General features: G+C 66.8%; 22 protein-coding genes. 11 read left to right on the top strand and 11 right to left on the bottom strand.

What is annotated here, in order from left to right; all coding sequences use genetic code 11:
- A partial coding sequence (locus ACP69S_RS16615; protein WP_425999097.1) for an integrase core domain-containing protein occupies positions 1-257 on the top strand: 257 nt, incomplete at its 5' end.
- Between the two features lie 52 nt (positions 258-309).
- Here the strand turns inward: ACP69S_RS16615 and rpoH are convergent.
- A complete protein-coding gene (gene rpoH, locus ACP69S_RS16620; RefSeq protein ID WP_425999099.1) occupies positions 310-1197 on the bottom strand; it encodes an RNA polymerase sigma factor RpoH in 888 nt (295 codons plus the stop codon).
- 213 nt (positions 1198-1410) lie between these two features.
- On the opposite strand from rpoH, the gene ACP69S_RS16625 reads away from it, so the two are divergent.
- Together ACP69S_RS16625 and ACP69S_RS16630 are read left to right on the top strand one after the other, a co-directional pair.
- Positions 1411-1770 (top strand): phage holin family protein, encoded by a 360-nt coding sequence (locus ACP69S_RS16625; RefSeq protein ID WP_425999101.1) that lies wholly within the window; start codon positions 1411-1413, stop codon positions 1768-1770.
- Positions 1771-1960: 190 nt separating this feature from the next.
- Positions 1961-4150 carry a putative bifunctional diguanylate cyclase/phosphodiesterase gene (locus ACP69S_RS16630; protein ID WP_425999103.1) on the top strand — a complete coding sequence of 730 codons (2190 nt, stop codon included), beginning with the start codon at positions 1961-1963 and terminating at the stop codon, positions 4148-4150.
- Here ACP69S_RS16630 and ACP69S_RS16635 read toward each other — a convergent pair.
- The 7 genes from ACP69S_RS16635 to ACP69S_RS16665 all read right to left on the bottom strand — a co-directional run bounded on the left by ACP69S_RS16635 (position 4134) and on the right by ACP69S_RS16665 (position 10316).
- Positions 4134-4727, bottom strand: a complete 594-nt coding sequence (locus tag ACP69S_RS16635) for a hypothetical protein (RefSeq protein WP_425999105.1) — start codon at positions 4725-4727, stop codon at positions 4134-4136. The two genes, ACP69S_RS16630 and ACP69S_RS16635, sit on opposite strands and share 17 nt — an antisense overlap.
- Complete coding sequence (locus ACP69S_RS16640) at positions 4724-5944, bottom strand: M48 family metallopeptidase (protein ID WP_425999107.1); 1221 nt, start codon at positions 5942-5944, stop codon at positions 4724-4726. Before ACP69S_RS16640 ends, ACP69S_RS16635 begins: the two co-directional genes overlap by 4 nt.
- Before the next feature lie 23 nt (positions 5945-5967).
- On the bottom strand, positions 5968-6651 hold the full coding sequence (locus ACP69S_RS16645; protein WP_425999109.1) for a hypothetical protein: 684 nt from the start codon (positions 6649-6651) through the stop codon (positions 5968-5970).
- A 69-nt stretch (positions 6652-6720) separates the two neighbouring features.
- Positions 6721-7770 carry a low specificity L-threonine aldolase gene (locus ACP69S_RS16650; protein WP_425999110.1) on the bottom strand — a complete coding sequence of 350 codons (1050 nt, stop codon included), beginning with the start codon at positions 7768-7770 and terminating at the stop codon, positions 6721-6723.
- Entirely contained in the window at positions 7770-8177 is a 408-nt protein-coding gene (locus ACP69S_RS16655) for a GFA family protein (RefSeq protein WP_425999112.1), read from the bottom strand. Before ACP69S_RS16655 ends, ACP69S_RS16650 begins: the two co-directional genes overlap by 1 nt.
- 24 nt (positions 8178-8201) lie before the next feature.
- Positions 8202-9341: an epoxide hydrolase family protein gene (locus ACP69S_RS16660; protein WP_425999114.1), complete on the bottom strand. Its 1140-nt coding sequence runs from the start codon at positions 9339-9341 to the stop codon at positions 8202-8204.
- 99 nt (positions 9342-9440) lie between these two features.
- Positions 9441-10316 (bottom strand): EamA family transporter, encoded by an 876-nt coding sequence (locus ACP69S_RS16665; protein ID WP_425999116.1) that lies wholly within the window; start codon positions 10314-10316, stop codon positions 9441-9443.
- Positions 10317-10466: 150 nt separating this feature from the next.
- Here ACP69S_RS16665 and ACP69S_RS16670 point away from each other — a divergent pair, with 150 nt between their 5' ends.
- The gene (locus ACP69S_RS16670) at positions 10467-11534 is read left to right on the top strand and encodes a DUF2855 family protein (RefSeq protein WP_425999118.1); all 1068 of its coding nucleotides are present in this window, start codon (positions 10467-10469) and stop codon (positions 11532-11534) included.
- A gap of 14 nt (positions 11535-11548) precedes the next feature.
- Here ACP69S_RS16670 and ACP69S_RS16675 read toward each other — a convergent pair whose 3' ends face one another.
- Positions 11549-12256, bottom strand: a complete 708-nt coding sequence (locus ACP69S_RS16675) for an ArsR/SmtB family transcription factor (RefSeq protein WP_425999120.1) — start codon at positions 12254-12256, stop codon at positions 11549-11551.
- Positions 12257-12356: 100 nt separating this feature from the next.
- Between ACP69S_RS16675 and ACP69S_RS16680 the strand changes: the two genes are divergently transcribed.
- On the top strand, positions 12357-13712 hold the full coding sequence (locus ACP69S_RS16680; RefSeq protein WP_425999122.1) for an MFS transporter: 1356 nt from the start codon (positions 12357-12359) through the stop codon (positions 13710-13712).
- A 232-nt stretch (positions 13713-13944) separates the two neighbouring features.
- Here ACP69S_RS16680 and secA read toward each other — a convergent pair whose 3' ends face one another.
- A complete protein-coding gene (gene secA, locus ACP69S_RS16685) occupies positions 13945-16710 on the bottom strand; it encodes a preprotein translocase subunit SecA (RefSeq protein ID WP_425999124.1) in 2766 nt (921 codons plus the stop codon).
- A gap of 415 nt (positions 16711-17125) precedes the next feature.
- On the opposite strand from secA, the gene ACP69S_RS16690 reads away from it, so the two are divergent.
- The 4 genes from ACP69S_RS16690 to ACP69S_RS16705 all read left to right on the top strand — a co-directional run bounded on the left by ACP69S_RS16690 (position 17126) and on the right by ACP69S_RS16705 (position 20685).
- A complete protein-coding gene (locus ACP69S_RS16690) occupies positions 17126-18076 on the top strand; it encodes a foldase protein PrsA (RefSeq protein ID WP_425999126.1) in 951 nt (316 codons plus the stop codon).
- Between the two features lie 13 nt (positions 18077-18089).
- Positions 18090-19541, top strand: a complete 1452-nt coding sequence (argJ, locus tag ACP69S_RS16695) for a bifunctional glutamate N-acetyltransferase/amino-acid acetyltransferase ArgJ (RefSeq protein ID WP_425999128.1) — start codon at positions 18090-18092, stop codon at positions 19539-19541.
- A gap of 2 nt (positions 19542-19543) precedes the next feature.
- Positions 19544-20014, top strand: coding sequence for a hypothetical protein (locus ACP69S_RS16700; RefSeq protein ID WP_425999130.1), 471 nt, complete (start codon positions 19544-19546; stop codon positions 20012-20014).
- Positions 20015-20178: 164 nt separating this feature from the next.
- Positions 20179-20685: a hypothetical protein gene (locus ACP69S_RS16705; protein WP_425999218.1), complete on the top strand. Its 507-nt coding sequence runs from the start codon at positions 20179-20181 to the stop codon at positions 20683-20685.
- Positions 20686-21017: 332 nt separating this feature from the next.
- Here ACP69S_RS16705 and ACP69S_RS16710 read toward each other — a convergent pair whose 3' ends face one another.
- Entirely contained in the window at positions 21018-21230 is a 213-nt protein-coding gene (locus tag ACP69S_RS16710; RefSeq protein ID WP_425999131.1) for a hypothetical protein, read from the bottom strand.
- Between the two features lie 163 nt (positions 21231-21393).
- Here ACP69S_RS16710 and ACP69S_RS16715 point away from each other — a divergent pair, with 163 nt between their 5' ends.
- Both ACP69S_RS16715 and ACP69S_RS16720 read left to right on the top strand, forming a co-directional pair.
- A complete protein-coding gene (locus ACP69S_RS16715) occupies positions 21394-22140 on the top strand; it encodes an ABC transporter ATP-binding protein (protein ID WP_425999133.1) in 747 nt (248 codons plus the stop codon).
- A complete protein-coding gene (locus tag ACP69S_RS16720; protein ID WP_425999135.1) occupies positions 22137-23687 on the top strand; it encodes a putative ABC transporter permease subunit in 1551 nt (516 codons plus the stop codon). Before ACP69S_RS16715 ends, ACP69S_RS16720 begins: the two co-directional genes overlap by 4 nt.
- The last annotated feature ends 128 nt before the right edge of the window (positions 23688-23815 follow it).

The following is a 23815-nucleotide window of genomic DNA, read 5'->3' on the forward strand; positions in this document are numbered from 1 at the left end:
GGCACCCCTGGACCAACGGCCAGGTCGAGCGGATGAACCGGACCATCAAGGAAGCAACGGTCAAGCGGTTCCACTACGAGACCCACGATCATCTCCGCCGCCACCTCGGCGACTTCATCCACGCCTACAATTTCGCGCGCCGTCTGAAGACCCTCAACGGCCTGACCCCATACGAATACATCTGCAAAATCTGGACAAAAGAGCCTGACAGATTCGACGTCGATCCAACCCATCAAAGTCCGGGACCAAACATCTAGCCCCCTCAGTCACTTCGCGACAGCTCCCCCAGAGGGGGAGCAGCTGGCCGCCTTAAGCCGCGACCATGTTCTTGGCGATGGCCGCCTCGCGCATATTCTTCTGCAGCTTCTCGAAGGCGCGGACCTCGATCTGGCGAACCCGCTCGCGGCTGACACCGTAATGGGTGGCCAGCTGTTCCAGGGTGGTTGGGTCGTCCTTCAGCCGGCGCTCGGTCAGGATGTGACGTTCGCGGTCGGTCAGTTCGACCATGGCTTCCTGCAGAAGACCCATGCGCAGGGACTTCTCTTCGTTCTCGGCGACGACGGTCTCTTGCGACACCTGGTTGTCGTCGGCCAGCCAATCCTGCCATTCGCTCTCGCTGTCGGAGCGCAGCGGGGCGTTCAGCGAGGCGTCGGGACCCGACAGGCGGCGGTTCATCGAGATGACCTCGCTGTCCAGCACGCCCAGCTTGGTGGCGATGGCGCTGACCTGGTCGGGACGCAGATCGCCGTCCTGGAAGGCCTCGATCTGGCTCTTGGCCTTGCGCAGGTTGAAGAACAGCTTCTTCTGCGCGGCGGTCGTACCCATCTTCACCAGCGACCACGAGCGCAGGATATATTCCTGGATCGAGGCGCGGATCCACCACATGGCGTAGGTGGCCAGGCGGAAGCCCTTGTCGGGCTCGAACTTCTTGACGGCCTGCATCAGACCCACATTGCCTTCGGAGATCACTTCGCCGATCGGCAGACCATAGCCGCGATAGCCCATGGCGATCTTGGCCACCAGACGCAGGTGCGACGTGACCATCTTGTGGGCGGCCTCGGTGTCCTGATGCTCTTTCCAGCGCTGGGCGAGCATGAACTCCTCGTCCTTGGGAAGCATCGGAAACTTGCGGATTTCGGTGAGATAGCGCGACAGGCCGCCGTCAGGCGACATCACCGACAAGGAACGAACGGCCATGCGAAATACTATCCCCTTGGGCTGGCGGATCGCCCGCCTTATTGCCTCACAACAGGTCAGATAGGAAACGGTTGCGGTCAAGTTAAGTCCGGTAACGCATTTGTAATGTCCCACCGAAGCGCTCAGGTATTGAGCGTATCAAGCGCGGCCTTGAACCCGGGCCTGTTCGCGGCGATCTTTGCCTGGAGAGCTTCAGGGGAAGGCAGAGTCGCGATGTTCCGTTTCATCTTTCGGGTGTTGTTCGCCGCGGTCGGCCTCTGGCTGGCTGATCGGCTGGTGGGAGGGATCTCGGCGGATGGCTGGACCACCCTGATCATCGCCGGCCTGCTGTTGGGTGTCGTCAATGCCGTGGTCAAGCCGGTGGTCGTGCTGCTGACCTTCCCCCTCACCATCGTCACCCTGGGTCTGTTCCTGCTGCTCGTGAACGCGGCGATGCTGGGGCTGGTGGCCTGGCTGCTGGACGGCCTGACGGTCAACGGTCTCGTGGCCGGCGTTCTGGGCTCGATCATCGTTGGCGTGGTCAGCTGGGCCGGACAGGTGCTGATCGGAGACGGGAAGTCGGAAAGGGACTGATCTTGCTCGCCCAGACGGCGAGGCTCGCACCGGTTACTGAATCCAGGGCCGCGGCCATGGTCACGGTAACGCTCCCGCAAACACTGTGACGTCCTCGTGAAGTTTTCGAGAAATGAAGGTCGAGAAGCGTCGCCATTAGCACCCCGTTAGTCGGAAAATGGTCGTTGCATTTCGCAGTGGAGGCGTACCTATGTTCACTTTGCGAGACACCGTTTCTTCCCTGGCCCCGGCGCGTCGAGACGATCTAGGCAAGACTTTGTATGAGCGGTTCCGCGAGGAGCCCGACACTCTGATCGTTCCAGTGCTTGACGACGAAGACCGGCCCATCGGCCTGGTCGAGCGCAACGCCTTTTTCCTGCGCATGGCCGCCGAATATGGCCGCGCCCTTTACGCCAATCGGCCGATCTCGGCCCTGATGGACGTCGAGCCCCTGGTGGTCGACGCCGACACCGCCCTGGCTGACTTCACCACCGACAGCCTGTCCTATCGCGCTTCCGACCTGCTGCGCGGCTTCATCGTCACCGATGGCGGCCGCTATCTGGGCGTCGGCACTGTGCTGGCCCTGCTGCAGGCCGCCAACGAGAGCAACCGCCGGGGCGTGGCGGAACTGGCGGTCGCCAAGGCAGACGCCGAGCGCGCCCAGACCTTCATGACCGCCGTCGTCGAAGCCATGCCCTCGATGGTCTTCGTCAAGCGCGCCGACGATCACCGCTACGTGCTGCTCAACCGCGCCGGCGAGAAGACCCTGGGCTTTTCGCGCGCCGAGGTGATCGGCCGAACCGACGCAGACTTCCACCCGGCCGAGCACGCGGCCGTCTATCTCGAACGCGACCGCGAAGTGTTGAAGTCGGGCGAAGTTCGCGTCATCGAGGAAGACCTGGTGCCGCGCAAGGACGGCTCGCTGGCCATCCTCCGTACAAAGAAGATTGCGATCAATGACGCCGACGGCCGGCCCGAATATCTGCTGGGCGTCTCGGAAGACATCGCCGACCGCAAGCGCGCCGAGGCCCAGATCGCCCGTCTGGCCCACTACGACCCCCTGACCGAACTGCCCAACCGCGTGCTGTTCCAGAAGGACCTCAGCGAGGCTCTGGCCCGCCGCAGTCGAACCGGCGACCAGTTGGCCGTGCACTTCATCGACCTGGACCGCTTCAAGACCGTCAACGACACCCTGGGCCACCCGCTGGGCGACGCCCTGCTGCGCATCGCCGCTGAGCGCTTGCGCAGTTGCGTGCGCGAAGGCGACACCGTAGCCCGCCTGGGCGGGGATGAGTTCGCGGTGGTGCAGTCGGGCCTGACCGACCTTGCCGGGGCCACGAAGCTGGCGGAACGCGTGGTCGAGGCCATGGCCGCGCCGTTCGACCTGCAGGGCCATCAGGTGATGATCGGGGCCAGTGTCGGGGTCGCCGTCGCGCCGTCGGATGGCGACGACGCCGACGAACTGCTCAAGAAGGCCGACATGGCCCTCTATCGCGCCAAGGCCGATGGGCGCGGGGCGTTCCACTTCTTCGAACGGGCCATGGACGAGCAGCTGCAGGCTCGCCGGGCGCTGGAATTGGACCTGCGTCGCGCCTTGGTGGCCGGCGAATTCCAGCTCTACTACCAGCCGCTCTACAATCTGGGCGACGACCGGGTGACCGGCTGTGAGGCGCTGCTGCGCTGGAACCATCCGGATCGCGGCATGGTCTCGCCGGCCGACTTCATCCCCATCGCCGAGGAGATCGGCCTGATCGTCCAACTGGGCGAATGGGTGCTCCGCGAGGCCTGCGCCGAGGCGGCCACCTGGCCTGATCACGTGCGCCTGGCGGTCAACCTTTCACCAGCCCAGTTTCGCGACCGAGGCCTGGTTCGCACCGTGGTCTCGGCCCTGGCGGTCTCAGGCCTGCCGGCCGAGCGCCTGGAGCTTGAGATCACCGAGTCGGTGCTGCTGCAGGACAATGTCGCCAATATGGGCATGCTGCATGACCTGAAGGCCCTGGGCGTGCGCATCTCAATGGACGACTTCGGCACGGGCTATTCCTCGCTAAGCTATCTGCGCAGCTTCCCGTTCGACAAGATCAAGATCGACCAGACCTTCGTGCGTGACATCCTCGAGGACAGCGACGCGATGGCCATCATCAAGGCCGTGCTCGACCTGGGCGCCAGCCTGGGCATTGTCACCACGGCCGAGGGGGTCGAAACTCAAGAACAGCTGGACGCCCTGCGCGATCAGGGTTGCGCCGAGATCCAGGGCTACTTCATCAGCCGCCCCGCGCCAGCCTCGGAAATCGCAAGGATGTTGGGCGTCGACGCGCGCAAGCTTGGCGGGAAGGCGGCGGTTAGCCTGGAGACGGCAGGGGTCAAGTCCAGTCCGCCTGCACGGATCAGACGACGGGCTTGACCGAGCCAATCACGGTTTCGACCTCGGGGAGCTCGGTGCTGAAATAGTGCTCGGTAGGAGCGATGTAGAGCACGACGTAGAGCTTGCCCTTGTACTCGGCCACCAGGGCCGTGGCTGAGGTGTCCAGGCCCTCTTTGGTCTTGGCTTTAAGGTTGAACCGCACGGCCCGGGCGTCGGCGAAACGCGCGGGCTGCGGAGCTTCCACCTCGACCCGCTGATAGTCGAGCGCAGCCATGCTGTCGGCGACGAACTCGATGTGCTCGCTAGGTGACATGCCAGCCCGGTAGGTGGGGGTCGGGCGTTCCTTGGCGACGGGCTTGACCATGAATTCGCCAGGCGCGAGGCCGTCGGTGACGTAGAGACGGTTCAGCAGGGGGCCGTCCATCGACAGCAGCCGCACCTTGGGCGGACGTCCGTTCATTATGGCGCTGATATCGGACCAGGCATGGCCCAGGGTGACCTGAGACGCTCCAACCTTGTATGCGCCGGCTGGGGCTGTGGTGACGCTGACGCAGGCCGATAGAGCCAGGGCGGCGGCGCAGACCGCCACTGGAACGCGGACGACGAAGCTCTTCATAGGGTGGTTCCTTCGGCCAGTGCATCGAGGCTGGATTCCACCAGCCAGCGGTCCGACGCCTGAGGCGCGCGGGCGAGATAGTCTTGATAGGCCGCTTGAGCCGCGGGCTTGTCACCGGCCTGGGCGGCCAGGTCGCCCAAGGCTCGCCACGCCGAGAGCGGCGCGTCGGGTTCGGCCGTGGCGGCCGCATAGGCTTGGCGGGCCTTGACCAGATCGTCGTTCTGACGACGCTGGCGATGGACCTCGCCGCGATAGAAAGCCAGAACGCCCAGATCCTCGCCCAGCGCGCTGAGGCGTTCGATCAGGGCCAGACTTTCGCCGGGATCGCGGCGGCGCAGATCGTCCTTTAGCCAGGCCGGCAGGTGCGGGCGGATCATGGTGCGATAGGCGCGGCGATCGACTGTGGTCGCCTTTGATGCTTTGGAGGCCAAGGCGTCCAAAGCCGCGATGCGTTCCGCGCTCACCGGGTGGGTGCTGAAGAGACTGCCTCTGGCTTCCTGATCCCGGACCTTTTTGAAGCTTGAGGCCTGAGTTTCGGCGACCAGCCGCCGCCACATCGTTGCGCCGGCATGCGGATCGTAGCCAGCGGCGACAGCGCGGCCAAAGCCAAGGGCGTCCGCCTGCTTTTCGTTCTCGCGGGAGAAGCCGAAATAGGCCGAGATCTGGCTCAGATATAGCAGATCATTGACCGAACTGGCTGTGCGCATGATGTCGGCGCTGTTTTGTGCCGATCCCGTATTGATCGCCGCTCCAGCCGCCACGACGGTGACCGCCAGCTGCAGGGCCATGGTCGCCTGGGCGCGGGACTTCATGGCCCGGTAGGCTTCGATGGAGTGGTTTTCGGCGAAGTGGCTGATTTCGTGGCCCAGCACGAAGGCCAGTTGGTCTTCGCTCTCGGCGCGCAACAGCAGGCCTGACCACACCTCGGTATAGCCGCTGGGGGTCATGGTGGCGTTCAGGAACGGGCGATCCATGACGTAGACCCGGATATCGCCATTATATTCCGGGGCCAGTTTCGCGACAATTCCGGCGACATAGTCGTTGAGTGCAGGATCGCGGTTTCGCTCGGCCGATTGGCGGGCCTGCTGCTCGGCCTTGTCTGACAGGCCCCACAGGCCACCCTCGTCGGACGCCTGGGCCGGACGCAGGTGCGGAGTCCGCGGCTGGCTCCATGCCGGGATTGCCGCCAGGCCCGCGATCGCCACTGCGAAGGCCATTCCTCCGCGAAGCGCTGAATAGGTCAGAGCGGCGCGTCCTTCAGCAGGGCGGCGGCAAAGGCCTTGGCTCCCTCTGGCGAACGCATGTCCGATCCGGAGCCGGCTACAGCGACATTGAACCACACGATCTTGCCGGTGCGCAGGTCGACCAGCGAGGTAAACGCCTGTTGGGTCGCCATCGGAATGGCGACGCCGAGCAGAGCCGCGCCGACCATGGCCACCTTGCGCCCGCCGCTGGAATAGGCGCCGCGCCCATAGGTGAACAGGGCAAAGTCGGCATCATAGGCCTGGGCCAGGGTCGTGGCGCCAGAGCCCAAGGTCCAGTCGAAGCCCTTCTTGGTCGGCAACGAATAGACGCCGTAATTGAAAGCCTGAATCGAGTTACCGACCGCTTCGTGCAAGCGTAGCAACTGCAACGAGCGAGGGTCCTCGACGCTGGCGGGGTCCAGTTCGCGGAAGGTGTGGCTCTTGAGCGCGGGGGCGGCTTTCAACTCGCGCTTGAGATTGTCGCGAGCCTCCTTGGACCAGTCGGCCCGCGCCTCTGAGATACCCGTGGCGGTCAGCAGCGACAGCTCGATATCGGGCTGGACGATCAGGATGCGAGAACCGGCGGCGGGCCGGGTCTGTGTCTTGTCGGCCAAGCGTGTGTTGGTGGTTGTGCAGGCGGCCAGCAACAGGCACGCGACCAAGGCGGTGAAACGCAACATGACTTAAACGATCCTAACGCCATCCTCTGCGAGCTTCGGCTCCAAGGACAATCATCCTTAACGAGAACGCTACCTGGTGTCGACCGCTATGCGCGCAAGAGCCATCCCCAGGTCCTCGACCATCTCTGGCGTCGTCGCCCAAGAGCACATGAAGCGGGCGGTGCCGTCCAGGAAGCGATAGACGAACCAGCCCTCGCCGCGCAGGCGCTCCAGGGCCGGCTCGTCCATGTCGACGAAGACGCCATTGGCCTCGACCGGATGGCGGATAGGGAAGGGCATCAGAGCGGCCAGCTTGCGGGCCATGGCGTTGGCGTGGGCCGCGCGCGCCGCCCAGGGGCCGCCGTCATTGGCCTCGCCCAGCAGGCCCAGCCACGGGGCGGCGAGGAAGCGGCCCTTGGAGACCAACTGGCCGGCGTGCTTGAGCCGGGCGTCGAGGCGCCTGGCGTGGTCGGGGTTCAGGAACACCACGGCCTCGGTCGGGGTGGAGCCGGCCTTGGTGCCGCCCATGACCAGTATATCGACGCCCATCTTCGCGACCGATTTCAGGTCGAAACCCGAGGCTACGGCGTTGGCCAGTCGCGCGCCGTCGAGATGCACGCCGTAGCCCCTGGCCTTCACCGGCGCGATCAGAGCCCGCAGATGCGCCTCGTCATAGACCGTGCCGTATTCGGTGGCGGTGGTCAGGGACAGGGCGGCTGCCGGCTGACGGTAGGAGACGTCGGGCTCCGAAAGGGCCGCTTCCAGCGCAGGGACCTCGATCTTGCCCGAGGCGCCCGGCAGGCCGATCAGGCCCACGCCCTGGCCGAAGAAGCCGGGGGCGCCGGTCTCGTCGGTGCAGATATGGGCGTGCTCATGGGCCAGCACCGCCTCGTGCGGTTGAGCCAGGACGGTCAGGGCAAAGGCGTTGGCCGCCGTGCCCGAGGCCGTGAACCGCACCGCCGCATCCGCGTTCAGCAGGGCGCGGATGCGGTCGGCGGCGGCGGCGCTGACATGGTCGGTCCCATAGCCCGAGGCCGTGCCCGCGTTTGCGGCGACCAGCGCCCCCATCACCTCGGGCATGGCGCCCGCGACATTGTCGGAAGCGAAGTCGTATCGAGCCGTTGGGCGGGCAGTCGTCATCAGCTTGGCGGGTTCTCGGGAAAGGCCGGAAGGGCGGGATCGATCGGATGCCACGGTTGGGCCGAGCTGGTCCAGATGTGAACCATGGGCGACAGGGCCGACGGGTCGTCCAGGCTGCCCACCTTGACCGGATGGAAGGGCAGGGCGCCTTGCGAAATCAGGGGCGTGCCGCAGTCGGCGCAAAAGACGCGGCTGACCGTCTCGCCGCTGCCGCCGGCCCGGTCGTACCGCCGGGGCTCGCCCTTGGTGAACGCGAAGCCATCCCTGGGCGCCAGGGCCACATAGTTGGGCCCGCCGCCCGAGGCGTACTGGCAGTCGCGACAGTGACAGGCGCCGACGCCCATCAGCGCGCCGGTGATTTCATAGCGCACGGCGCCGCATTGGCACCCACCTTCAAGCTTGGACATGTCAGCCTCCCCGCTGATGTAGGGTCAGGCCTGTCGACCCCATTCGCGCACATCCTGCACGAACAATTCCGGCTCTTCCATTGCCGCGAAGTGACCGCCGCGTGGCATGTCGGTCCAGCGGTCGATGTTGTAGGCGCGCTCGCACCACGAACGGGGAGGGGCCGTGTAGATGGTCTCGCCGGGAAAGTTAGCGAAGGCGGTGGGGGTCTCGCAGCGCTGGCCCTGCGCCAAGGCGACGCCGCCCTCCTCCAGCATGCCGCGATAATACCAAGCGCCGGTCGTGAAGCTGCCGGTCATCACATAGAGCATGACGTTGGTCAGCAGCTGGTCAGGGGTGAAGACCTTCTCGAACGGCTTCGTGGTCAGGTCGGCCCAGTCGTGGAAACGCTCGAGGATCCAGGCGGCCTGACCGACAGGATTGTTCGCGCCGAGCCAAGCGATGGACTGCGGCTTGCTGGCCTGCAGTCGGAAATAGCCGCCATAGGCGTCCAGCGCCGCGCCGAAGCGCGTGATCCAGGCGATCTCCTCGGGCGTGGTCGGCTGGCCGTGAGGGCGCAGGCCGATCATGTTGAGGTGGATGGCCTTCACATGGGCGGCGTGGTCCAGCCCCAGCCACGAGGTGACGAGCCCGCCCCAGTCGCCGCCCTGCGCCAGATAGCGATCATAGCCGAGCTCTTGCGTCATCAGGGTGTTGAACAGCCGCGCCGTGGCCCGCTGGCCTATGGGCCGGACCGGCTTTCCCGAGAAACCGAAGCCCGGCAGGGAGGGGATGACCAGGTCGAAGGCGTCGGCCGGATCGCCGCCGTGGCGCGAGGGGAATGCCAGGGGTTCGATGGCGTCCCAGAACTCGAAATGCGATCCCGGCCAGCCGTGGGTCAGCAGCAGCGGACGCTTGCCCTGGGCCTCGCCAACCACGTGGACGAAGTGGATGTCGAGGTCTTCGATCCGGGCTGTGAACTGGGGGAAGCGGTTGAGGTTTTCCACGGCCTTGGAGAGGTCGAAGCCGTCGGCCCAGTAGGCGCTCAAGCGCCGGAGGGTGTCGGCGTCGCAGCCATGGTTCCAGCCGCCGCCTTCGGGCGAGACAGGGAACTCATAGGCGCGGATCTGGGCCAGCACCTTGTCGATGGCCGGTTGGCTCCACTCGACCCTGAACGGCGTGACCATGACGTTTGCTCCCCTGTTTCCTGGAAGCTGGAGATGGTGACGCGAGGGAGGTCAACTCATCAATGACAGGAAAGCTTAGGCCTTCGCCGCCCCAAACCGTCACCGCACCTTCGGCCACAGCATGTTCACGGCCAGCCCCGTGAGCACCAGCGCCGCCGCGCCGAGCTTCCAGGCCGGCAAGCCTTCGCCCAGCAGCAGAGCCGAGGCGCCCATGCCGAACACTGGAATCATTAAGGCCAGCGGAGCGACCGTGGCGGCCGGATGGCGGGCCAGCAGCCAGCCCCAGGCGGAATAGCCGAACATGGTGTTGCCCACCGCCTGCCACAGCACGGCGGCCCAGGTCAGGGCGTCGGCGCCGCGCACGCCCGCCACCATGGCCGGCCAGCCCTCCAGCCACAGCGACATGAGAAACAGCGGCGGGATCGAGAACAGGCTGGCCCAGACGACATAGCCCAGCATGTTCACCGTGCCGGCCTGGCGGGCGACGATATTGCCGCCCGACCAGCTGGCCGCCGCCAGCAGGACCAGGGCCACGCCGAAGGGCGTTGCCGAGCCTCCGCCGTGGGCGGCGATCAGCACGATGCCCGAGGCCGCCAGCAGCAGGGCGACGATCTGGAAGGGTTGAACCTTCTCGCCGCTGATCTTCATGGCCATGCCGATGGTGAAGAACACCTGGGTCTGCACCACCAGCGATGCCAGGCCCGGCGAGATGTGACCCTTCATGGCCACGAACAGCAGCCCGAACTGCCCGGCCCCGATCAGCAGGCCATAAGCCGCCAGGTTGAGCCAGGACACCGCCGGCCTCTTCACGAAGAAGGCCATGGGCAGCAGCACCAGGGTGAAGCGCAGGGTGGCGAACAGCAGCGGCGGCAGATGATCCAGCCCCACGCGAATGACCACGAAATTGGTGCCCCACACCGCCACCACGGCCAGCGCCAGCAGGAAGTGGCGCAGAGGCAGGGCGGCGTGGGTCATGGCGGTTCCAATCGCTGGATCGTGGTCCGCCGTTTGAGCCTTCACCTCGACCGTAGCAATGGAAACATTGTCGCTGTGACAATTGAAACAGTCGTTTGACTTGCGCAATACCCCGCGCCTAGGCTGCTCTACCTTAACGGGGAGAGCGTCATGGCCTGGGATTTTCTTGTCGCCAAAAGCAACCTGAGACAGGGCGAGTTTCGCGACGCCACCTTGCCTGAATTGTCCGACGGCGAGGTCCGTCTGGCGGTAGAAAGCTTCGCCTTGACGGCCAACAACATCACCTATGCGGTGTTCGGCGAGATGATGCGCTATTGGGATTTTTTCCCGGCGGCCGAGGGTTTCGGCCGCGTGCCGGTCTGGGGTTTCGCGACGGTCGAGGCCAGCCACCACCCTGATATCGCCGTCGGCCAGCGGTTCTATGGCTACTATCCGATGTCGAGCCATCTGACCGTGCAGGCCCGCAAGACCCGCAGCGGGTTCGCCGATGTCGCGGCCCACCGCCAGCATCTGGCGGTGGTCTACAACCAGTACGCCGCCGTTGAAGCCGCCGTCGAAGCCGACGACGGGCTGGAGGCGCTGCGGGCCCTGCTGCAGCCGCTGTTCATCACCGGCTTCCTGATCGACGATTTCCTGGACGAGCACGCGATGTTCGGCGCCCGGTCGATCATCCTCTCCAGCGCTTCCTCCAAGACTGCCATAGGCCTGGCGTTCCTGCTGAAACAGCGCGGCGGGGCGAAAGTCGTGGGCCTGACCTCGGCGCGCAATGTCGCTTTCGTCGAGGCCCTGGGTTTCTATGACCAGGTCGTCACCTATGACGCCTTCCCGACGGCCCCCATCGAAACGCCGGCGGTCTTTGTCGACTTCGCGGGCGACGCCGGCGTGCTCGGGGCGGTGCATGGGCGGTTCGGCGAGGACCTGGCCTATTCCTGCCTGGTCGGCGGCACCCACTGGGAGGCCGAGCGCGGGGCGGGCGATCTGCCGGGTCCTAAGCCGATCCTGTTTTTCGCTCCCGACCGTGTGAAGAAGCGCCAGGAAGACTGGGGTCCCGGCGGTTTCGAGACCCGCTACGGCGCGGCCTGGAGCGCCTTCGTCGCCGACGCAACGCGGTGGTTGAAGGTCGAGACCGGCCACGGTCACGAGGCTATCGCAGCGACCTATTCGGCAGTGCTGGAGGGACGGGCAGGGCCGGAGACCGGGTGCATTCTGCGCACCTAAGGGGCTTCAGCCGCTCAGGCCGCGCGCAGGCCGGCGGGCGCTTCGATATCGAAGTCCAGCCGTTCCCGCAGCGCCTCGCGTCCCGCCAGGGTCAGGTCGGCGGCGCGGCTGGCCCGGTCGCGGACGATCCAGCCCAAGGCCTCCATCCGGTCGCACAGGGCCACGCCCAGCGGACCGGCCAGATGGTGCTGGCGTTCGGTCCAGTCCAGGCATTGGCGAGCGACGCCGCGCTTGGAGCGCAGGGCGGTCGCGTCGATCCCCAGTTGCGCGAACCAGGCGGTTCCGGAGGCGCTGACGGCGTAAAGCTTGTCCTGGCCGGGCACGATATGGCCGCGTCCCTCAAGGGCGCGGGCGAGGCCGACCCCCAGTCGTCCGGCCAGATGGCCATAGCAGCAGCGGCCATTGCGCAGGGCGCGGGCCAGGGGCGAGCGAGGCTCCTCCAGCGCGCGGATCGGGGCGGCCAGCAGGGCGAGGGCCTCCAGGGCGTGAGCCACCTCGGCGTTGTGCAGGCGGTAATAGCGGTGGCGGCCCTCGCGCTCGACCTTCAGCAGGCCGCCCTCGACCAACTTGGCCAGGTGATTGCTGGCGGCCTGGGCAGTCAGGCCGGCGGCCCAGGCCAAGGCGCTGGCCGGCTGAGCGCGGCCGTCGAGCAGGGCCTGCAGCATGGCCGCGCGGCCCGGATCGCCGATCAGGGCGGCGGGGGCGGCGATGTTGGGCTCCATGGGCGGCTCCTTCTGCCCCTTGATACTACCCCATCTGCAGCCGCGATGGTTCAGTCTCGCGTGTAGCATTGGACGCGTCGCCGGGAGCATGAAGGCCGCCATGACCCAAGTCGCCGCTCGCCCCACCCTGATCGTCGTCGCCGCCAGTTTCGGCTTTCTGGTTACCCAACTGGACGTCAGCATCGTCAATGTGGCGCTGGACGCCATCGGCAAGGCGTTCGAGGCGCCGATGGCCGAACTGCAATGGGTGGTCGACGCCTATGTCCTGGCCCTGGCGGCGATGTTGCTCTCGGCTGGAGCCTTGGGCGACCGGATCGGGCCGAGGCGGGTATTTGTGGCGGGGCTGGTGCTGTTCGCCATGGCGTCTGTCGCCTGCGGCCTGGCGACGGGGCCGGGCGGCCTGATCGCGGGGCGAGCGGCCCAGGGCGCGGCCGGAGCGCTGCTGGTGCCGCCTTCGCTGGCGCTGATCGCCCACGTCTTCGAGGGCGACGACCGGGGCCGGGCCTGGGCGGTGGGCTGGTGGACGGCTGCGGGCGGGGTGTCCATCGCCGCCGGCCCGGTGCTGGGCGGCCTGCTGATCGCGGCGCTCGACTGGCGCTGGGTGTTCCTGGTCAACCTGCCGCTCTGCGCCATCGGCGTGGCCCTGACCCTGTCGGTGATCCCCGAGGCGCCCCCCAAGGCTCGCAAGCCGCTGGACCTGCCGGGCCAGGCCCTGGCGCTCGTCGCGGTGACGGCCCTGGTCGGGGCGGTGATCGAGGGCGGCCGGCGCGGCTGGGGTCATCCGGGCCCGCTTGTCGTGCTGGTCGTCGGTCTGCTGGCGGTGGCGGCCTTCCTGTGGGTCGAGGCGCGCAGCCCGCATCCGGTGGCGCCATTGTTGATGTTTCGCCAGCGGGCGGTGTCCACGGCGGTGCTGGTCGGCAGCGCCTTGAACTTTGCCTATTACGGCCTGGTCTTCGTGCTGGGGCTCTATCTGCAGCGGGCGGTCGGCTATGGACCCGAGCAGGCTGGGCTGGCCTTCCTGCCGCTGACGGCGACCTTCATCGTTTCCAACCTGTTCAGCGGCGGATTGGTGGCCCGGTTCGGTGCGGCGCGGATGACCAGCGTCGGGGTGCTGCTCTCGGCGGCCGGCTACGCCCTCACCGCGCGACTGGGGGCGGGCAGTTCGTTCTGGGAGATGTTGCCGGGGTTCGCGCTAATCCCGGGCGGGATGGGCTTGGCGATCCCGGCCTTGACGAGTGGACTGCTGGCCAGCGTGGATCGGAGCGTGGCGGGCGCGGCGACGGGCGTTCTGAACGCCTGCCGTCAGGCTGGCGGCGCGGCGGGCGTCGCGGTGTTTGGCGCGCTGGCGGCGGGCGGGCCGGAGAGGATCGTCAGTGGGCTGAGAATGTCGGGCGTGATTGCGGCGATGATGCTGGTCGGGGCGGCTTGGGTGGCGGGGCGGCGGGAAAAAGTCTGACGCCGGACGCCCCCTCCGTCACGTCGCGTATCCGCGCCGCGCCACCTCCCCCGCACGCTTCGCTACGGGGCAGGAGAAGAACCGCTGAACCCACCTGCCCCGTGAAACGGGGGAGGTGGCGCGATGCGGATACGCATCGCGACGGAGGGGGCGTGCCGGCAGCTCAGACACGAAAGCGCCCGCCCCGATTTCCCAGAGCGGGCGCTTCAACTCAAACCTCAGAGGCCGATCGCTAAACCAGCGACCCGTGGCACTGCTTGAACTTCTTGCCTGAACCGCAGGGGCAGGCGCCGTTGCGGCTGGTGTTTTCCCAACCTTCCGGCAGCACCGAGATCGGCAGGGCCTCGCGCTGCTGGGGCGACATGCCCTCGGGGATCGCGCCGGCCACGGCGATGTTCTCGCCGGTCAGCGGGTCCAGGTGGACCTCGATCAGGTTTTCCGGGCTGTGCAGCGGTTCGGGCTCGGCGTAGGCGATCTCGACCGTCATCAGCCAGCGAGTGGTGTTGGTGCGCAGGTCGCCCAGCAGCTTCTCGAACAGGGTGAAGGCTTCGGTCTTGTACTCGTTGAGCGGATCGCGCTGGCCGTAGCCGCGCAGGCCGATGACGTTGCGCAGGTGGTCCAGGTGCATCAGGTGCTCGCGCCACTGCAGATCGATCATCTGCAGCAGGAAGCTCTTTTCGACCTGACGCATCTGGTCGGGCGTGATGATCTCTTCGCGCTGGACGGCGTATTCTTCCGCGGCCTTGGTGATGCGCTCGCGCATCTCCTCGTCGGCAATGCCTTCCTCAGCGGCCCAGTCGGCCAGGGGCAGGTCGAGACCCAGGATCGATTTCACCCGCTCGGTCAGGCCCTCGATGTCCCACTGCTCGGCATAGGCCTTGGGCGGCAGGTGGCGCAGGACGAGGTCATCGACCACATCGCGGCGCATCTCGTTGATGATGTCGGAAAGGTCGGTCGACTCCATGAACTCCTGGCGCTGCTCGAACACGGCCTTGCGCTGGTCGTTGACGACGTCGTCGTACTTCAGGAGGTTCTTGCGGATCTCGTAGTTGCGCTGCTCGACGCGCTTCTGGGCGGTGGCGATGGCGTTGTTGAGCCACTTGTGGGTGATCGCCTCGCCTTCCTGAACGCCGAAGGTGCGCATGATCGCGTCCAGGCGCTCGCCGGCGAAGATGCGCAGCAGGTCGTCCTCGCACGACAGGAAGAACTTCGAACGGCCCGGGTCGCCCTGACGGCCGGTCCGGCCGCGCAGCTGGTTGTCGATACGGCGGCTCTCGTGGCGCTCGGTGCCGAGCACGAACAGGCCGCCGGCGGCCAGGGCGCGTTCCTTGGCGGCGGCGATCTCGATCTCGAGTTCCTTGCGCTGAGCGACCTCGTCCTCGTGGATCGGGGTGATCCCCAGGCCCTTCTGCTGCTGGCGCCAGTTGGACATGCGCATGTCCATATTGCCGCCCAGCTGGATGTCGGTGCCGCGGCCGGCCATGTTGGTGGCGATGGTCACCGCGCCGGGGACGCCGGCGTCGGCGACGATGCCGGCTTCCTGTTCGTGGAAGCGGGCGTTCAGCACCTGGTGCGGGATGCCGTTCTGCTTCTTGCCGTCGTTTTCCCAGGCAAAGGTCGACAGCAGCTTGGACAGTTCTTCCGACTTCTCGATCGACACGGTGCCGACCAGGATCGGCTGGCCGCGCATGTGGCAGTCGGCGATCTGCTTGAGGATCGACTCGTTCTTCTCGCGTTCGGTGCGATAGACCTCGTCATCGTCGTCGATGCGCAGGACCGGGCGGTTGGTCGGGATTTCGCTGACACCCATCTTGTAGATGTCTTCGAATTCTTGCGCTTCCGTAGAAGCAGTCCCGGTCATGCCCGACAGCTTGGAATAGAGGCGGAAATAGTTCTGGATGGTCACCGAGGCCAGGGTCTGGTTCTCGGGCTGGATGTCGGCGCCTTCCTTGGCCTCGATGGCCTGGTGCAGGCCCTCCGAGAGGCGGCGGCCGGTCATCATGCGGCCGGTGAACTCGTCGATCAGGATGATCTCGTCGTCCTTGCGGATGTAGTCCTTGTCGCGGGTGTAGAGCACGTTGGCCCGCAGGGCCTGGTTGACGTGGTGCACCACCGAGATGTTGGCGGCGTCGTAGAGGCCGGCGGTGTCTTCGGCTAGGTGGCCGCCCGACATCAGGATCTCTTCGATGCGCTCCTGACCGTCCTCGGTGAGGATGACCTGCTTCTGCTTCTCGTCGTGATCGTAGTTGGTTTTGTCCTTGATCAGGTCTTTGATCAGGACGTCGATGGTCTTGTAGAGTTCGCTGCGGTCCTCGGTCGGACCCGAGATGATCAGCGGGGTGCGGGCTTCGTCGATCAGGATCGAGTCGACCTCGTCGACGATCACGAAATGGTGGCCGCGCTGGACCATTTCCTCGACGCTGTAGACGAGGTTGTCGCGCAGGTAGTCGAAGCCGAATTCGTTGTTGGTGCCGTAGGTGATGTCGCTGCGATAGGCGCGCTGACGCTCGCCTTGGCTCAGGCCGTTGACGATGACGCCATAGCTGAGGCCCAGGAAGGTGTAGATCTGGCCCATCCAGTCGGCGTCGCGCTTGGCCAGATAGTCGTTGACCGTGATGACGTGGACGCCCTTGCCGGCCAGGGCGTTCAGATAGGTTGGCAGGGTGGCGACCAGGGTCTTGCCTTCGCCGGTGCGCATTTCCGAGATGCCGCCGAAATGCAGCACCATGCCGCCGACCAGCTGGACGTCGAAGTGGCGCATGCCCAGCACACGCTTGGAGGCCTCGCGTACGACGGCGAAGGCTTCGTGCAGAACGTCGTCGAGGGTCTCGCCCTTCTCCAGGCGCGCCTTCAACTCGTCGGTCTTGGCCTTCAGCGCCTCGTCGGAAAGGGCGGCGTACTCCGCTTCATAGGCGTTGATCTTCGCCACGCGGGTGGTCAGCGTCTTGACCTTGCGGTCGTTGGAAGAACCGAAGAGCTTTTTGGCGAAGCCGAGCATGAAGTCGAAATTCCGATGAAGCGTGAGGCGCGGTGGGCGTTGGAGTTCCTGCAAGGCTAAGACCAAGCACGACTATTTCGGCCCTTACAGCGCGCGGGAGACTTAAGCAGCGACCCCACCAGTGTCAACGCGAGCGCCCCTCATAGGGCGTGGTAGAGGCGAAGGTTTCCGGCGTTTTCCACGTTTAGTTGTCGCGTGCGCCAAAAATGCCGGAAAGCCTTCCCAAGGATGCGCCGGAGTTGCATTCCCCTGCGGCCGAAACCACGCTAGAGCCTGTCACTTTCGGACGTGCAACGACCGAAAGTGAAGAGCAGACTCTAGATTATAAAGCTGAAGCGCGATCGCCGCCGAAACCGGCTTCCACTTTCGGCTATCGCGCTCTAGAGCCGTCCAAAGGTCGTTCGGAGTCCTCCCTTTGATCAAGTTCCCCCACAGCCGCATCTTGGCCCTGCTGGCCGTTACGGTTGTTCTGGCCGCCTGCGGCCAGAACAAGAGCGCCGAGAAGCCGCCAGAGCCGGGCGACACCGCCGTGGCGCGGGTCAACGGGCACAATGTCTGGGCGTCCGACGTCAAGCGCGAGGCGGTGGCTCAAGGCCTGATCAGCGAGGGCGAGCCGCTGGACATTTCCAGCGATCTCTTTCGCCAGCGCCTGGATGAAGTTGTCGACCAGAAGCTGCTGGCCGCCGAGGCCCTGAAGCGCAAGCTGGACAAGGATCCCGTCGCCCAGCGCCGTCTGGCCGCCGCGCGCGAGCGCATCTTGGGCGACATGCTGGTCGAGAGCGTGGTCGAGAAGGCCGTCAACGAGGACGCCATCCGCCGGCTTTATGCCGAGCAGCAGAAGCTCTCCAAGCGCTCCGAAGAGATCCGCGCCCGCCAGATCCTGGTCGCTACCCAGGCCGAGGCCGACAGCATCCGCAAGCTCCTGGCCACCGGGGCCTCGTTCGACGCCCTGGCCATGGAGCGCTCGACCGACCAGGCCACCCGCTTCAATGGCGGCGATCTCGGCTATTTCACCGTCGACGTCATGCCTGAGGCCTATGCCGGGGCCCTGAAGACCGCCAGCAAGGGCGACCTTGTCGGCCCGTTCGCCACTGAAGGCGGCTGGGCGATCCTGCGCGTCGAAGACAAGCGCATGGAAGAGCCGATCACGCTGGAGGCCGCTCGTCCGCAGATCGTCCGCTTCCTGACCTATGATCAGGTCCGGGATCTGCTGGAGAAGCTGCGCGGCGGCGCCAAGGTCGACATGCTGACCGCCAAGACCCAGGAAGTCCCCGGCGCGCCGCAGGAGCCGGCCTCGGCGCCGCCCGAGCTGCAAGGCTCTGCGCCCGCCGCAGCGCCGTCCGCTCCGGCGCCGGCCAAGAAGTAGTCGAGACGACCTTATGCCCCGCAAGACGGACCAGACCGACGCCCCCCAGGCGAATAAGCCCGCGCCCGAAGCCGCTATCGCCTCGCCGGGGGCCGTCGAGCGCGTGGGCCAAAGCCTGGAGCGCGCCCTCGATCCGCTGGCCTCGGCCCTGAAGCGGGCCACCCAACGTCGCGCGGACAAACCGGCCAAGGCTGGAAAGGCCCCGGAGGCGGCCGCGCCCGGCAAGCCCGGTCTGGCCATCTCGCCCCTGGCCGTGCCTTTCCCGCATATCCCGCCGATCGCCGGCGTCGAGATCGCCACCGGTCGCGCCGGCTTCTACAAGCACGAGCGCGAGGACCTGCTGCTGATGCGCTTCGCCGAAGGCACCAGCGCAGCGGGCGTCTTTACCCGTCACGGGGTCGGCTCGGCTCCGGTCGACTGGTGCAAGCGCCAGCTCACCGCCAGCGGCGGCGCCGATGTGCGGGCCCTGGTGGTCAATGCCGGCTGCGCCAACAGCTTCACCGGCAAGCCGGGCGCCGACGCGGTGCGCCGGGTGGCCACGGCCGTGGGCAAGCGGTTCGACTGCCGTCAGCGCGACGTGATGATGGCCTCGACCGGCGTCATCGGGGTGATCCTTGACGACGCCAAGATCACCGCTCGCCTGCACGAGGTGGAGACCCGCCTGACGGCCGATGCCTGGTCCGGCGCGGCCGCCGCGATCATGACCACCGACACCTTCCCGAAGGGGGCCTATGCCACGGCCCTGATCGACGGGCACGAGGTCAGGATCGCCGGTATCACCAAGGGCTCGGGCATGATCGCGCCCGACATGGCCACCATGCTGGCCTTCGTGGCCACCGATGCGGCCATCGCCCCGGCCGCCCTGCAGACCCTGGTCAGCCTGTATACCCGCACCACCTTCAACTGCGTCACGGTGGACGGCGACCGCTCGACCAACGACACCCTGCTGCTGTTCGCAACCGGCCAGTCGAGCGCGCCTAAGATCCACCGCGCGGTCGACAAGCGCCTGGCCGATTTCCGCGAGAAGCTGGAAGCGGTGCTGCTGGATCTGGCGCTGCAGCTGGTTCGCGACGGCGAGGGCGCGACCAAGTTCGTCAAGATCACCGTCAATGGCGCGGAAAGCCCGGCCAGCGCCCGCAAGATCGCCCGCACCATCGCCGAAAGCCCGCTGGTCAAGACCGCCTTCGCCGGCGAGGACGCCAATTGGGGCCGCATTGTCATGGCGGTCGGCCGCGCCGACGAGCCGGTGGCCCGCGAGCGGATCAATGTGAAGTTCGGCGAGCTCTACGCCGCCCGCGATGGCCTGGTCTCGGCCGAATATGACGAGGCGGCGATGAGCGCCTATGTCAGGAACGCCGAGTTCGAGGTCAGCGTCGATGTCGGCGTCGGCAAGGGCTCGGCCACGGTCTGGACCTGCGACCTGACCAAGCAATATGTGGCCATCAACGGCGACTACCGGTCCTGACCATGGCCAGTGAGCCGCGCCCCATCGACCTGGACGCCGTCGCCTCGGCCTGCCGCGCGAGCGGCTACCTCGTCGAGGAGATCGATCGCGGGCTCGAGGTCTCGGGCTCCGACGACGGCGGCGCCTTCTATCTGTTTCCGGAAGGCGACTGGCTGCAGGTGCGCTGCCAGGTGCTGGACCCGCAGGACCTGGACCAGGCTCGCGACCTGACTGCCCTGTTCGAGACCATGGCCCGCGCGCAGTTTCGCCTGATCGGCTGCCGGTTCGGCTTCGATGTCCTGACCGGCCTGTGGCTGATCGAGGACTGCTATCCGGGCTTCGAGCCGGACGACCTGCCGGCCGTATTGGAACAGCTGGCCTTCGTCTGGGGCTCGCTGCAGGATGTTCTCGACGCCGCCTTGCAGGGCGCCGTGCCCAACGACGATTTGCTGGACGCGGCGTTCGAGCTGGAAGCCGCCTCGCCGCCGAACTAGGCGCCGACGCGGTCTTGACGACCGCCCGGGCGGTCGGATGGCGGGAGCGGCTGTTAGCGCCGGAACCTATTGCCAAGCTTGGCCGTTGCTTGTCCGCGTTCACTCATTCGGACGCCTGGGGGTTTCAAATGCGTGGATCTGGCTTTCGATACGGTATGTTCGCGATGGTCGCGGCGCTGGCGCTCTCAGGTGTCGCTCAGGCCCAGACCAAGCGCGACGACGACAAGGCCAAGGACGAAGCCGCATCCCCGGGGCGCTGGGACGATACCCGCAAGAGGGCGCTCGAAATCGGCTCCCAGCCCGGCCGGGACGTCGGCGTGATGAAGCGCGACATGTCGCCCATTCTCGAAGAGGCCCTGGCCGATCCCTATACGCTGGAGGGCCTGAAAACCTGCGTGCAACTGGCCGGAGAGGTCCGCAAGCTCAACGAGGCCCTCGGTCCGGACTACATCGTCGGCAACGAGGTCAAGGAAAGCCGCGCCGGCAAGCTGGCCGAGGCCGGCGGCCGCACGGTGATCAACTCGATCATCCCGTTCCGGGGCCTGGTGCGCGAGATCTCGGGCGCGGCTCCCGCCGAGCGCCGCATGAACGCAGCGTTGGACGCCGGTCTGGCGCGGCGCGGGTTCCTGCGCGGGGTGCACTACAAGCAGCGGTGCAAGACGAAGTTCTGAGGCGGCGAAGTCCTTCTGGAACTGTCGGTCTAGGTCGACTGTTCCTCGCCCAACGCGCTGCTACTGGCGGGCATATCGAGTTTGAAGATCAAGCTATCGCGATCAGGAAAGTCATAGGTCTTCGGTAGTTCAGTGCAGCTCACCAGGCGGTAGCCCCGGCGTTAATAGAAGGCGTGGGAACGCGTTGCGACCGAGGGGGTATCCAAAAAGATTGCGGTGAGGCTCCGCGCTGCGGCCCACGCGATGGCCCGGTCGTGCAGGCCGTGAGACGCCCCGTCCGGACCCCGATAATCCTGTCGCACGAACATTTTTTTCAGCACGCCGCTATCGCCCTAGCGCATCATCCCGATCGTGCCGATGATCTCATCGCCCGCCACCGCCACCCAGTAGGCGCCGTGGCGGTAGGCGCCGGCGATATCGAAGAGTTCTGGCTGCTCTTTGATCGGGACATCCAGGCCGACATCCTCGCGCTGGATCGTCAGAATGAGCGCTGTGACCTCGGGATCGCGCCCTCCAGCATAGTCGATGATCTCGTATCTGGACATGTCGCCCCCTGAATTGTTATCGCGAGGCCCGACGCTCCGCAGCCCTTCCCACTCTCATCGCAGCGAAAGCGCGAGGTCGCGACGCTGGGGGATTTCGACACCCCTTGAACCCGGTCGCCCAATCACGTTCACATGCCGCCTGACCAGTGCGGGGACCCGAGCGTTGACCGAAGCCTTGATCGTGCGGGGGCTGAACAAGACCTTCGCCAAGCCCGCCGTCGCTAATCTCGACCTGACCGTCCATGCGGGCGAGCTCTACGCCCTGCTGGGCCCTAACGGCGCAGGCAAGACCACCACCTTGCGGATGGTGGCCGGCCTGACCCAGCCCGACAGCGGCGAGATCAGCGTCTACGGGATCGACGCTCGCAGGGATCCCGCCGGAGCCAAGGCCTTGGTCGCCTGGGCGCCGGACGAGGCGATGATCTATGACCGGCTGACCCCGCTGGAATATCTGGAATTCGTGGCCGGGCTCTGGAACGTCGATCCCGCCGTGGCCAAGACCCGCGCCGAGGCGTTGCTGGCCCAGTTGGGTCTGGCCGACGAGGCCCGCCGCCGCTGCGAGGGCTTTTCGCGCGGCATGAAGCAGAAGGTCGCCCTGGCCGGGGCCCTGATCCACGATCCCCGCCTGCTGATCCTGGACGAGCCGCTGACTGGCCTGGACGCCGCAGCCGCGCGGCTGGTGAAAGACATGCTGCAGGCCCGGGTCGACGCCGGCGGCACCGTGATCCTGACCACTCACATCCTGGAGGTCGCCGAGCGCATGGCCGACCGCATCGGCATCATCGCCGGCGGCAAGCTGCTGGCCGAGGGCCGGCTGGACGAGCTGCGCGCCCAGGCCGGCGGGGCGGGCGGCAGTTCCACCCTGGAAGACGTCTTCCTGCAACTGACCGCCGAGAGCCAACCCGCGTGAGCCTGCTTGCGCCCGCCAGCACGGCCTGGCTCCTCGCCCACGAGATGCGCCTGGCCTGGCGCGGCTTTCGCGCCGGCCGGGCCGGCAAGGGCGTCGGGGCCTTGATCGGCCTGGCCGTTCTATTCGCCTTCGCCTGTCTCGGCGGCGTCCTCCTGGCGTTGGCCGTGCGCGGCCACGAGGTCCCAATCCATCCCTTGGCCGTGCTGATCGCCTGCATGGCCTGCGCGGTGTTCCTGACCCTGATGCTGTCCCAGACCCTGGGGGCCTCCGCCGAGGCGCTCTACGAGCGCGGCGACCTGGACCTGTTGTTCTCATCGCCCGTTGCGCCGGAAAAGGTGCTGTTGGTGCGCTCGCTGGGCATTGCGACCGGGGTGGCGACGCTTTTCATGGTGTTCGCCGCGCCGCTGCTGCTGCCGTCGATCCTCTATGGACATCCCGGCTGGCTGGGCGTGTTCGGCGTGCTGATCGCCCTGGCCCTGACCGCCACGGCGGTGGGCCTGATCCTGGCCATGGGGCTGTTTGCCTTGATCGGTCCGCGCCGCACCCGCACCGTGGCCCAGGTGCTGGCGGCCCTGGTCGGCGCGGCCTTCTTCCTGGCCAGCCAGGCGCGCACCCTGATGGGTGAGGGCTCCAGCGACAGCCTCTATGCCGACATCGCCCGCGAGGCGATGGACGGCCGCCTGACCCCGCCGCCCTGGGCCAGCCTGCCGTTGCGGGCCATGATCGGCGAGCCCTTGCCGCTGCTGGGAATGTTGGCCGCGGGCGCGGGACTGTTCTGGCTGGCGACCACGGCGCTGGGACGCCGGTTCTCCGACGCTGCCGCAGCGGCGCAGGGCGCGACGTCCAGGCGTCCGCGCGGACCGGTGAAGCCCGCCACCGCCTTCGCCGGTGGGGCCTTCCGCGCCACGGTGCGCAAAGAGCTGCGGCTGATCTGTCGCGACGCCACCCTGTTGTCGCAGGTGTTGCTGCGGGTGCTGTATCTGATCCCCCTGGCCCTGGTGCTGGCCCGCTCGGCCGCCAAGGTCGACGCCGCCGCCCTGGCCGGCGGGGCCGGGATCGTCGCCTTCATGGCCGGTCAGGTGGCCGCAAGCCTGGCCTGGATCACCCTGTCGGCCGAGGACACGCCGGACTTGCTGGCGGTGTCGCCGACCTCGACGGCCACCCTGCGCCGGGCCAAGCTGGTCGCGGCGCTGATCCCGGTGGCTCTGCTGCTGGTCCTGCCCATCGCGGCCCTGACTTGGTTCCAGCCGTTGACCGGCCTGATCACCGCCACCGGCGCGGGCCTCGCCGCCTGGGCCTGCGGGCTGATCAATGTCTGGCATCAGAAGCCCGGCAAGCGAGCCGACTTCAACCGCCGCCGCGGCGCCTCCTGGCTGGCGACTGTGGCTGAAATCATGATCGGCGGCCTGATCGCCGGGGCGACCACCCTGACGGTCATGGGCCTGGCCGGCTGGGCCGCGCCGATGCTGATCGTTGCCCTCACCCTGCTGATGGTGATGCGGCGGACGGACGAGCAGATCGGGAAGGCGCGAAGGGTGGCGAGTTAGAGTTGGCCCTTCTTTTACAGTTCGCTCTTCCCGGCGAAGGCCGGGACCCAGATTCAGCCTGAGCAGTCGGGGATGACGCGCCTTGGGGCGGAGCAAGATCGGTCGCCGCCTCGGGTTCGATCTGGACC

The organism is Caulobacter sp. DWR1-3-2b1, assembly GCF_049895765.1.
Lineage (GTDB): Bacteria > Pseudomonadota > Alphaproteobacteria > Caulobacterales > Caulobacteraceae > Caulobacter.

Coding starts and splice junctions, on each gene's coding strand:
- argJ (WP_425999128.1), top strand. CDS start 18,090: ATGCCCCGCAAGACGGACCAGACCGACGCCCCCCAGGCGAATAAGCCC.
- ACP69S_RS16705 (WP_425999218.1), top strand. CDS start 20,179: ATGGTCGCGGCGCTGGCGCTCTCAGGTGTCGCTCAGGCCCAGACCAAG.
- ACP69S_RS16710 (WP_425999131.1), bottom strand. CDS start 21,230: ATGTCCAGATACGAGATCATCGACTATGCTGGAGGGCGCGATCCCGAG.
- ACP69S_RS16660 (WP_425999114.1), bottom strand. CDS start 9,341: ATGGTCACGCCGTTCAGGGTCGAGTGGAGCCAACCGGCCATCGACAAG.
- ACP69S_RS16645 (WP_425999109.1), bottom strand. CDS start 6,651: ATGTTGCGTTTCACCGCCTTGGTCGCGTGCCTGTTGCTGGCCGCCTGC.
- ACP69S_RS16635 (WP_425999105.1), bottom strand. CDS start 4,727: ATGAAGAGCTTCGTCGTCCGCGTTCCAGTGGCGGTCTGCGCCGCCGCC.
- ACP69S_RS16625 (WP_425999101.1), top strand. CDS start 1,411: ATGTTCCGTTTCATCTTTCGGGTGTTGTTCGCCGCGGTCGGCCTCTGG.
- ACP69S_RS16680 (WP_425999122.1), top strand. CDS start 12,357: ATGACCCAAGTCGCCGCTCGCCCCACCCTGATCGTCGTCGCCGCCAGT.
- ACP69S_RS16630 (WP_425999103.1), top strand. CDS start 1,961: ATGTTCACTTTGCGAGACACCGTTTCTTCCCTGGCCCCGGCGCGTCGA.
- ACP69S_RS16700 (WP_425999130.1), top strand. CDS start 19,544: ATGGCCAGTGAGCCGCGCCCCATCGACCTGGACGCCGTCGCCTCGGCC.
- secA (WP_425999124.1), bottom strand. CDS start 16,710: ATGCTCGGCTTCGCCAAAAAGCTCTTCGGTTCTTCCAACGACCGCAAG.
- rpoH (WP_425999099.1), bottom strand. CDS start 1,197: ATGGCCGTTCGTTCCTTGTCGGTGATGTCGCCTGACGGCGGCCTGTCG.
- ACP69S_RS16650 (WP_425999110.1), bottom strand. CDS start 7,770: ATGACGACTGCCCGCCCAACGGCTCGATACGACTTCGCTTCCGACAAT.
- ACP69S_RS16675 (WP_425999120.1), bottom strand. CDS start 12,256: ATGGAGCCCAACATCGCCGCCCCCGCCGCCCTGATCGGCGATCCGGGC.
- ACP69S_RS16670 (WP_425999118.1), top strand. CDS start 10,467: ATGGCCTGGGATTTTCTTGTCGCCAAAAGCAACCTGAGACAGGGCGAG.
- ACP69S_RS16640 (WP_425999107.1), bottom strand. CDS start 5,944: ATGGCCTTCGCAGTGGCGATCGCGGGCCTGGCGGCAATCCCGGCATGG.
- ACP69S_RS16665 (WP_425999116.1), bottom strand. CDS start 10,316: ATGACCCACGCCGCCCTGCCTCTGCGCCACTTCCTGCTGGCGCTGGCC.
- ACP69S_RS16655 (WP_425999112.1), bottom strand. CDS start 8,177: ATGTCCAAGCTTGAAGGTGGGTGCCAATGCGGCGCCGTGCGCTATGAA.